The sequence below is a fragment of the Klebsiella sp. A-Nf5 genome (genome assembly GCF_002810545.1).
Lineage (GTDB): Bacteria > Pseudomonadota > Gammaproteobacteria > Enterobacterales > Enterobacteriaceae > Klebsiella > Klebsiella variicola.
On record NZ_PIOG01000151.1, the window covers coordinates 44,503 to 53,686 of the forward strand.

The 9,184-nt window shown below is 57.3% G+C and carries 8 protein-coding genes and 1 riboswitch; of the genes, 4 read left to right on the forward strand and 4 right to left on the reverse strand.

The annotated features are described in order from the left end of the window. The first annotated feature begins 105 nt into the window (after positions 1 to 105). Positions 106 to 2,127: an excinuclease ABC subunit UvrB gene (gene uvrB, locus CWM53_RS15815; protein ID WP_100631689.1), complete on the forward strand. Its 2,022-nt coding sequence runs from the start codon at positions 106 to 108 to the stop codon at positions 2,125 to 2,127. Positions 2,128 to 2,362: 235 nt separating this feature from the next. On the opposite strand, the gene pmrB is transcribed toward uvrB, so the two are convergent. The 4 genes from pmrB to yvcK form a co-directional block, all read right to left on the reverse strand. Then, a complete protein-coding gene (gene pmrB, locus CWM53_RS15825; protein WP_100729814.1) occupies positions 2,363 to 3,460 on the reverse strand; it encodes a two-component system sensor histidine kinase PmrB in 1,098 nt (365 codons plus the stop codon). Between the two features lie 3 nt (positions 3,461 to 3,463). After that, complete coding sequence (gene pmrA / locus CWM53_RS15830) at positions 3,464 to 4,135, reverse strand: two-component system response regulator PmrA (protein WP_061155271.1); 672 nt, start codon at positions 4,133 to 4,135, stop codon at positions 3,464 to 3,466. Further along, positions 4,135 to 5,775, reverse strand: a complete 1,641-nt coding sequence (eptA, locus tag CWM53_RS15835) for a phosphoethanolamine transferase EptA (RefSeq protein ID WP_074386487.1) — start codon at positions 5,773 to 5,775, stop codon at positions 4,135 to 4,137. The genes pmrA and eptA overlap by 1 nt, the downstream gene beginning before the upstream one ends. Before the next feature lie 103 nt (positions 5,776 to 5,878). Next, positions 5,879 to 6,784 (reverse strand): uridine diphosphate-N-acetylglucosamine-binding protein YvcK, encoded by a 906-nt coding sequence (yvcK, locus tag CWM53_RS15840; protein WP_061155269.1) that lies wholly within the window; start codon positions 6,782 to 6,784, stop codon positions 5,879 to 5,881. Positions 6,785 to 6,992: 208 nt separating this feature from the next. Then, positions 6,993 to 7,131, forward strand: a riboswitch (molybdenum cofactor riboswitch). Here yvcK and moaA point away from each other — a divergent pair. The 3 genes from moaA to moaC all read left to right on the forward strand — a co-directional run bounded on the left by moaA (position 7,119) and on the right by moaC (position 9,136). Then, positions 7,119 to 8,108: a GTP 3',8-cyclase MoaA gene (moaA, locus tag CWM53_RS15850; protein WP_100729813.1), complete on the forward strand. Its 990-nt coding sequence runs from the start codon at positions 7,119 to 7,121 to the stop codon at positions 8,106 to 8,108. It overlaps the preceding riboswitch by 13 nt. A 23-nt stretch (positions 8,109 to 8,131) precedes the next feature. Further along, positions 8,132 to 8,644, forward strand: coding sequence for a molybdenum cofactor biosynthesis protein B (gene moaB, locus CWM53_RS15855; protein WP_008805747.1), 513 nt, complete (start codon positions 8,132 to 8,134; stop codon positions 8,642 to 8,644). A gap of 3 nt (positions 8,645 to 8,647) precedes the next feature. Next, the gene (moaC, locus tag CWM53_RS15860) at positions 8,648 to 9,136 is read left to right on the forward strand and encodes a cyclic pyranopterin monophosphate synthase MoaC (RefSeq protein WP_008805748.1); all 489 of its coding nucleotides are present in this window, start codon (positions 8,648 to 8,650) and stop codon (positions 9,134 to 9,136) included. Positions 9,137 to 9,184: the final 48 nt, after the last annotated feature.

Consider the following 9,184-nt stretch of genomic DNA (forward strand, 5'->3'; position numbering starts at 1 on the left):
CATAGTGATGCACTGTTTAAATATCCAGTATAATTTGTTGGCAAAAAATGGCCCGGAGGGTAGAATTAAACACCGGCCGCTAAATCCATCTTCAGGTTTTGATCAATGAGTAAATCGTTTGTTCTGCATTCTGCCTTTCGCCCCTCCGGAGACCAACCGGAAGCCATCCGCCGCCTGGAAGAGGGGCTGGAGGATGGGCTTGCGCATCAAACGCTGCTGGGGGTTACCGGCTCCGGTAAAACCTTTACCATCGCCAACGTGATTGCCGATCTGCAGCGGCCGACGATGGTGCTGGCGCCAAACAAAACGCTGGCGGCCCAGCTCTACGGCGAGATGAAAGAGTTTTTCCCGGAGAATGCCGTCGAGTATTTCGTCTCCTACTACGATTACTACCAGCCGGAAGCCTACGTCCCCAGCTCAGATACCTTCATTGAGAAGGACGCCTCGGTGAACGAACATATCGAGCAGATGCGCCTGTCGGCGACCAAAGCGCTGCTCGAGCGGCGCGACGTGGTGGTGGTGGCGTCAGTCTCGGCGATCTACGGCCTCGGCGACCCGGACCTGTACCTGAAGATGATGCTGCACCTGACGGTCGGGATGCTGATTGACCAGCGCGCTATCCTGCGCCGTCTGGCCGAGCTGCAATATACCCGCAACGATCAGGCTTTCCAGCGCGGGACCTTCCGCGTTCGCGGCGAGGTGATCGACGTCTTCCCGGCGGAATCCGACGATATCGCGCTGCGCATTGAGCTGTTTGATGAAGAGGTCGAGCGCCTGTCGCTGTTTGATCCGCTCACCGGCCACGTCGAATCGTCCATTCCACGCTATACCATTTATCCCAAGACCCACTACGTGACGCCGCGGGAACGCATCGTCCAGGCGATGGAAGAGATTAAGCTGGAACTGGCGGATCGTCGCAAAGTACTGCTGGCTAACAACAAGCTACTGGAAGAGCAGCGTTTAACCCAGCGCACCCAGTTCGACCTCGAAATGATGAACGAACTGGGCTACTGCTCGGGCATTGAAAACTACTCGCGCTTCCTCTCCGGTCGCGGGCCCGGCGAGCCGCCGCCCACCCTGTTTGACTATCTGCCGGCAGACGGTCTGCTGGTCATTGACGAATCCCACGTCACGGTGCCGCAGATCGGCGGCATGTACCGGGGCGACCGGGCGCGCAAAGAGACGCTGGTGGAATATGGCTTCCGCCTGCCGTCAGCGCTGGATAACCGACCGATGAAGTTTGAAGAATTCGAAGCGCTGGCCCCGCAAACTATCTACGTGTCGGCGACCCCGGGAGCCTATGAGCTGGATAAATCCGGCGGCGATGTGGTGGATCAGGTGGTGCGGCCGACTGGTCTGCTTGACCCGATCATCGAAGTGCGACCGGTGGCCACTCAGGTCGATGACCTGCTGTCGGAGATCCGTCTGCGCACGGCCATCAACGAGCGCGTGCTGGTGACCACCCTCACCAAGCGGATGGCGGAAGATTTAACCGAGTACCTTGAGGAGCATGGCGAGCGGGTGCGCTATCTGCACTCGGATATTGACACCGTCGAACGCATGGAGATTATCCGCGACTTACGCCTTGGCGAGTTTGACGTGCTGGTCGGGATCAACCTGCTGCGTGAGGGGCTGGATATGCCGGAGGTGTCGCTGGTGGCGATCCTGGATGCCGACAAAGAGGGCTTCCTGCGCTCCGAACGCTCGCTTATCCAGACCATCGGCCGCGCGGCGCGTAACATCAACGGTAAGGCCATCCTGTACGGCGACAGAATCACCCCCTCTATGGCCAAAGCCATTGGCGAGACCGAGCGTCGACGGGAGAAACAGCAGCGCTATAACGAAGAGCATGGCATCGTGCCACAGGGGCTCAACAAGAAAGTGGTGGACATCCTGCAGCTGGGCCAGAGCCTGGCGAAGACCAAAGCCAAAGGGCGCGGCAAATCGAAGGCCGCCGAACCTGCGGGACTCAGCGGGGTGGATATGACGCCAAAAGCGCTGCAGCAGAAAATTCACGAGCTGGAAGGGCAGATGATGCAGCACGCGCAGAACCTCGAGTTCGAAGAGGCGGCGCAAATTCGCGACCAGTTGCATCAACTGCGTGAGCTGTTTATCGCGGCCTCCTGATGGGCAGGAGCGTACTCCCGGACGTTCGGATGAAAGGTCTGTTTTCCACTTCTTGCCGCCCGCCAGTCAAATGCCAGAGAAGAAAAAGGCCGCATTGCGGCCTTCTTAATGTTTGCTTAATCTCACCAGGCGACACTATCCTCAACATGATGAGGATAGTGCCCATGCAAAAAATTAACTTCCGTGAATATCTGGCGGTTGCCACCGCCCTGGTCATTATTGTTGCCTTTTTCCATCAATGGGTACTGACGTTCTGACGCGCCCGCCGCGGGAATAACACCCACGCACGGACGCCGGGCCCTGGCTGGCGGTTGTGTAGGAAGAACTGGGCGTCATGCAACTGAGCAATGCGCGTGACGATGCTCAGTCCAAGGCCTATTCCGCCGTAGCGACTGTCCATGCGCACAAACGCTTTACTGAGTTCGCCGCTTTTCGCCTCATCAATTCCCGGACCTTCATCTTCCACCGCCATCACCGGCATCAAGCCCGCTTTCACCGAGATGCGGATAGTTGACCCTTCCGGACTGTAGCGGTGAGCATTTTCCACCAGATTGCGCAGGATCACACGGATTAACGTTGCGTCGCCAGAGACAATGGCTTCGCTTTCGACATCCGTCAGCAGGAGTCGCTGCTGACGCTGCGCCAGCATGGTTTCCAGCTCTTCCTGCAACGGTTTCACTACGTCATCCAACAACAGCACCTGCTGATAGCTACCGGCGGAAAAAGACTGTCCGACGCGCGCCAGCTGCAGCAGCTGGGAAATGCTGGTGGTCATCTGGTCGAGGCGTTGGATCAGCGGGTCGACGCCCACGCCGTGCACTTTCGCCAGCAGTTCGAGGTGCAGGCGCAGGCCGGCCAGCGGGGTACGTAGCTCATGCGCCACGTCGGCGGTAAACAGCCGCTCACGGTCGAGGGTCAGATTGAGGCGGGAAACCAGCTGATTCAGGGCGGTGGTCACCGCCGTAACCTCGGGAACCGATTCGCTGAGCACGATAGGGGTGAGGTTGTCCGGCGTGCGGCTCTCCAGCTCGCTTTGTAGTCGTGAGAGCGGGCGGGTGATCTTGCGCACCGCCAGCACGCTGATATACAGCGCCAGAGCAACAATTAGCAGGCTCGGCACCAGCAGGCTGGCGACCGCTTCCCGTACCTCATGCTCCACATGCTTCTGATTGTTGTGCCCTTCGATGGCGCTTGCCACCAGCAGCTGGATCTGCTCTTTACTCTCATGCCATAGCCAGAAGACGCTGATCAGCTGACAGACCACCAAGATGGCGCCAATAGTCAGCAGCAGCCGGTGGCGCATGGTCCAGGATTCGGTTGCAAACAGAGCCATGGTCTATTCCGTGTCGATGTGGTTAGCCAGCATATAGCCAAAGCCTCTGACGGTGCGGATCCGCGATTTGCCAATTTTATCGCGCAGATTATGAATATGCACCTCAAGAGTATTGGTCGCCGGCTCATTGTCCCAGCTGTAGATGTCGTTGTAGAGGATCTCACGATGCACCGGGCTACCGGCTTTCATCATCAGCCGCGACAGCAGAGCATACTCTTTCGGCGTCAATTCCAGCGCCGTCTCACCCAGCCACACCAGGCGGCGGGTGACGTTGAGGCGCAGATCGCCGACGCTGATTTCGTTATCGCCCTGATTATTATGCCGGCGGAGCAGGGCGCGAATGCGTGCATTCAGCTCTTCCAGGGCAAAGGGCTTCACCAGGTAGTCATCCGCGCCGGTATCGAGACCGCTAATGCGATCCTCAAGCGTATCGCGGGCGGTGAGGATCAGCACCGGTTGGGTCATCTTTTCCCGCCGCATACGGGTGAGAAAATGCAGACCGTCTTCATCCGGCAGGCCGAGGTCGAGTACGATCAGGCTGTAGTGATTGCTGGCCAACGATAGCGCCGCTTCGTGCGCTGTGGAGACGCCGTCGCATACGTATCCTTCACTTTGCATCGCCAGAATCAACCCCTGTAACAGCAGCGCATCGTCTTCAATGACTAAGATTTTCATCAACCAGCCTCTCTACATGGCGTTAAAATATCGTCTGCTGCCTGGTACTCGTGGGTGCTGACGCCGAGCAGGCCGAGCAGGGTGGAGAACAGATTATCTTGAGAATAATCCTTCGTCTTAGCCTGTTGTTGCAAACACTGGCTGGAAACACCATAACGTTGCTGGTAATCCGGCGACAGCCACAGCAGCATGGGGACGTGTTTTTGCGTATCCGGCGCGATGGAGTACGGCAGACCATGCAAATAGACGCCATCTTCACCCAGCGATTCGCCGTGGTCGGACAAATAAACCAGGCTAGTGGTAAATTTATCCTGTTTGGATTGCAGTAATTTTATCGCCTTATCAACGATATAGTCGACATACAGAATGGTGTTGTCGTAGGTATTGGTCAACTGTTGCTGCGTACAACTTTGGATTTCATTGGTATCGCAGGTCGGGGTGAATTTTTTGAATTCAGCCGGATAGCGGTTGTAATAGGTCGGACCGTGGCTGCCGATGGTATGCAGTACGATAATGCCATCCTGTTTCAGGTTGTCGATGTAATTGTCCAGATTATGGAACAGGACTTCATCGTAGCACTCGCCGTTGATGCACTGACCGCTGAGATTCAGGTCAGTGACGTTCTGGTGTGGTACGCGGTCACAGGCGCCTTTACAGCCGCCGTCATTGTCGTTCCACAGCACCTGGATACCGGCGCGCTGCAGAATATCCAGGACGCCTTCCTGATGGTGTGCCAGTTCTTCATCGTAATGCGCGCGCGGCATATTGGAGAACATACAAGGGACGGAAACCGCAGTTGCCGTGCCGCAGGAGGTGGTTTTCGGGAAGTACACCACATCGTCCTGTTGCAGGCGTGGGTTAGTCTGCCGATCGTAGCCGCCCAGCGAGAAATTCTCGGCGCGCGAGGTTTCGCCCAGCACCACAATCGTCAGGTTCTTACGGGGGCCGTTATGCATCACCGGTTTCTGTGTGGCATCTTCGCCAATCTTCACCAGCGGCAGGTTGTCCATGCGGTTGTGCGCATACCACGAGTTCAGCGCCACAATGCTGTTGGAGGGACTCAGGGATTTCACCAGCTCTTTGTTGTTACGGAACACCGAGGCGTAATCTTTATAGAACAGCGCGGCCACCAGAATAATCAGCAGCGCCGAAACGGCGATATTGAGCAGGCGCATCGCCGCGCCGCGCCAGAAAGAGGCGGGTTTACGAACTTTAATCCACCAGGCGACCAGAACCATCAACAGCCCGGAAAGCCCCAGCACGATGACCATTTTCGTCGACAGCAGAGCAAAGCTTTCCGCCGGGGTGGTATCGAAGATATTGGCGATCATCGAACGGTCAATCACCACGCCGAAGGACCAGATAAAGTACTGCGCCGACGCGCTGAGCAGAATAAACAGGCTGATGACCACCCGATCGAGCTTCAGGAACGAGGCGAGGGTGGTGATGATATTCATCACGCTAATGGCCACGATCGGCATACTGAGGAATACCAGCCAGTTATGCAGGCTGTTTACCGGCAGTAACGGGAAAACCTGGCGATAAAAAGCCAGGTTGAGAAAGATACCGATATAGCAAGCAAAGAGAATCAAATAAGTCGTGCGGCTGAGAACTGGCCGACGTAAAGGTAATAACGACATAATACCTACCCACAGAAAGAGATAAGGGTATAGTGCCAGTCCTATTTTAAGACAACCTTAAGATTTTAAGGTGCGCCGAAGGTTGGCCCTCCGGCGCGCAGCGTCAGCCAGGAAGCTGAATCGCCTTTTCCAGCGCGCCGCGAAGCAGCGCCCGGTCATGGCGATAGGGCACGTCGCTGGCCTCCAGCGGCGTCTGGATCACCAGCCGGTCGTTGATGCCGTGGATATCGGCTTTTGGCCCGGCGATCACTGCATCCACCACCCGCTTACCCACATAGCGCTCCATAATCGCAATGCGCTCCGCCAGCGACAGCCTCGCCGCCGGGCTGTGCTCTTTGCCGAGGTTATCGATAAACACCATCGGCGCCGGGGTGCGGCGCAGCGCCTGAGCCATCTCGTCGAGCAGCAGGATCGGCAGCAGGCTGGTGTAAAAGCTACCCGGGCCGATGAGGATCAGATCGGCTTCGGCGATCGCTTCCACCGCCTCGCGGGTGGCGGGTACCGGTGGGGTAAGCATCAGCTCCTGCGGTAGGTTGTCGAGCTGATCGATATTCACTTCGCCGTAAACTTCATGGCCTTCATGATCGAGCGCCATCAAATCCACCGGTTGTTCCGACATCGGGATAAGAAACGCGTCTACTTTGAGCAGGTTTCTGATCAAATTGATGGCTTCTAAAGGCCGCACGCTCAGGTGGTCCAGCGCCTTTAACATCAAATTTCCGAGGTTATGCCCGGAAAGTTCGCCATTACCGCTAAAACGATACTCAAACATCGCCGACGCCACGCTGGGCTCGGCAATTAACTGATTGATGCAGTTGCGCATATCGCCCCAGGCAATGCCGCCTTCCGAGCGGCGGATCCGCCCGGTGGAACCCCCGTTATCGGTGGTGGTGACAATGCCGGTCAGCCGCGAGCCGAGCGAGGAGAGAGAGGACATCACCCGGCCCAGACCATGCCCGCCGCCGAGCGCGACCACCCGATCGAGGTCAGCGAATGTACGATTGCGCATAGAAATTCCTTATTTCACATAAACGGCCACACACTACCCGATCTACCCCTAAAAGACGATGGGAGGAGCCCGACAAACTGACCGACATCAAGGCAAAAAAATGATTTATGGCTATTCTGTAGCGAAAATGCACGAAGGTAGCGATATATACAAGGTTATATAGCGAAATCGCAAATGGCGAAACCGTCCGTAACGCGCTACTATCGGCATAACCTGTTAACACTCTAGCCTCTTCGCCTGTGTCAAAAGATATGGCGATTTGGCCGCGACCCCTCCGGGTGTCGCCAGGGCGTGGGAAGAAATGACCGCGCCTCCCGTATTTGGAAAGGTGTATATGGCCTCACAGCTTACCGATGCATTCGCGCGTAAGTTTTTTTACCTGCGTCTGTCGATTACCGATGTGTGCAACTTCCGTTGCACCTACTGCCTGCCGGACGGCTACAAACCCGGCGCCGTCAATAACAACGGCTTTCTTAGCGTAGACGAAGTGCGCCGCGTCACGCGCGCTTTCTCCGCCCTGGGCACCGAAAAAGTTCGCCTCACCGGTGGGGAACCCTCTCTGCGTCGCGACTTCACCGAAATCATTGCCGCGGTGCGTGAAAACCCGGCGATCCGTCAGATTGCGGTTACCACCAACGGTTACCGCCTGGCGCGCGATGTCGAACGTTGGCGTGATGCCGGGCTGACGGCGATTAACGTCAGCGTTGATAGTCTCGACGCCCGTCAATTTCAGGCCATCACTGGCCAGGACAAGTTCCACCAGGTGATGGACGGCATTGACGCCGCTTTCGCCGCGGGCTTTGACAAGGTGAAGGTCAATACCGTGCTGATGCGTGATGTTAACCATCACCAGCTCGACACCTTTCTCGCGTGGATCCAACCCCGCCGTATTCAGCTGCGTTTTATTGAGCTGATGGAAACCGGTGAGGGCAGCGACCTGTTCCGCCGTCACCATCTTTCCGGCATGGTGCTGCGGGACGAGCTGCTGCGCCGCGGCTGGATCCATCAGATCCGCCAGCGCAGCGATGGCCCGGCGCAGGTCTTTTGTCACCCGGATTACGCCGGTGAAATCGGCCTCATCATGCCGTATGAAAAAGACTTCTGCGTCACCTGCAACCGTCTGCGCGTCTCATCCGTTGGCAAACTGCACCTGTGCCTGTTTGGCGAAGGCGGCGTCGACCTGCGCGACCTGATGGCTGAGGACGAGCAGCAGGCCGAGCTGGAAGCGCGGATAGCCGAAGCCTTAACCCATAAAAAGCAGACCCATTTCCTGCATCAGGGCAACACCGGTATTACGCAGAACCTGTCCTATATTGGCGGTTAATCGTTTTCGAAAGGAGCATTCAGATGAGCCAGGCTAGCGCTGAGTTTATCCCGACCCGTATTGCTATTCTTACTGTTTCCAGCCGCCGCGGCGAAGAGGATGATACCTCCGGCCACTGGCTGCGTGAGGCGGCGCAGGAGGCGGGACACCATGTCGTCGATAAGGCGATTGTGAAAGAAAACCGCTACGCCATCCGCGCCCAGGTGTCGGCGTGGATCGCCAGCGATGACGTGCAGGTGGTGCTGATCACCGGCGGGACCGGGTTCACCGAGGGGGACCAGGCGCCGGAAGCGCTGCTGCCGCTGTTTGACCGTGAGGTCGAAGGCTTTGGCGAAGTGTTCCGCATGCTGTCGTTCGAAGAGATCGGCACCTCGACGCTGCAGTCCCGGGCCGTGGCCGGCGTCGCCAATCGCACGCTGATTTTTGCCATGCCGGGCTCGACCAAAGCCTGCCGCACGGCGTGGGACAACATCATTGCCCCGCAGCTGGATGCCCGCACCCGTCCGTGTAACTTCATTCCTCACCTGAAGAAATAATCTATGTCACAATTGACCCATATTAACGCCGCGGGCGAAGCCCATATGGTGGATGTCTCCGGCAAAGCGGAAACGGTGCGCGAAGCGCGCGCCGAGGCTTATGTCGAAATGCAGGCGGCGACGCTGGCGATGATTATCGACGGCAGCCACCACAAAGGCGATGTGTTCGCCACCGCGCGTATCGCCGGGATCCAGGCGGCAAAACGTACCTGGGAGCTTATACCGCTGTGTCATCCGCTGATGCTGAGCAAAGTGGAGGTCAATTTGCAGGCGCAGCCGGAGCATAACCGGGTGCGCATCGAGTCACTCTGCCGTCTGACCGGTAAAACTGGCGTCGAGATGGAAGCATTAACCGCCGCCTCCGTTGCCGCACTGACTATCTACGACATGTGCAAGGCGGTGCAAAAAGATATGGTCATTGGTCCGCTGCGCCTGCTGGCGAAAAGCGGCGGCAAGTCCGGCGATTTTAAGGTGGACGAACGCCATGATTAAGGTTCTGTTTTTCGCCCAGGTGCGCGAACTGGTCGGCACCGATACTCT

Coding starts and splice junctions, on each gene's coding strand:
- yvcK (WP_061155269.1), bottom strand. CDS start 6,784: ATGCGCAATCGTACATTCGCTGACCTCGATCGGGTGGTCGCGCTCGGC.
- pmrA (WP_061155271.1), bottom strand. CDS start 4,135: ATGAAAATCTTAGTCATTGAAGACGATGCGCTGCTGTTACAGGGGTTG.
- eptA (WP_074386487.1), bottom strand. CDS start 5,775: ATGTCGTTATTACCTTTACGTCGGCCAGTTCTCAGCCGCACGACTTAT.
- pmrB (WP_100729814.1), bottom strand. CDS start 3,460: ATGGCTCTGTTTGCAACCGAATCCTGGACCATGCGCCACCGGCTGCTG.
- moaB (WP_008805747.1), top strand. CDS start 8,132: ATGAGCCAGGCTAGCGCTGAGTTTATCCCGACCCGTATTGCTATTCTT.
- uvrB (WP_100631689.1), top strand. CDS start 106: ATGAGTAAATCGTTTGTTCTGCATTCTGCCTTTCGCCCCTCCGGAGAC.
- moaA (WP_100729813.1), top strand. CDS start 7,119: ATGGCCTCACAGCTTACCGATGCATTCGCGCGTAAGTTTTTTTACCTG.
- moaC (WP_008805748.1), top strand. CDS start 8,648: ATGTCACAATTGACCCATATTAACGCCGCGGGCGAAGCCCATATGGTG.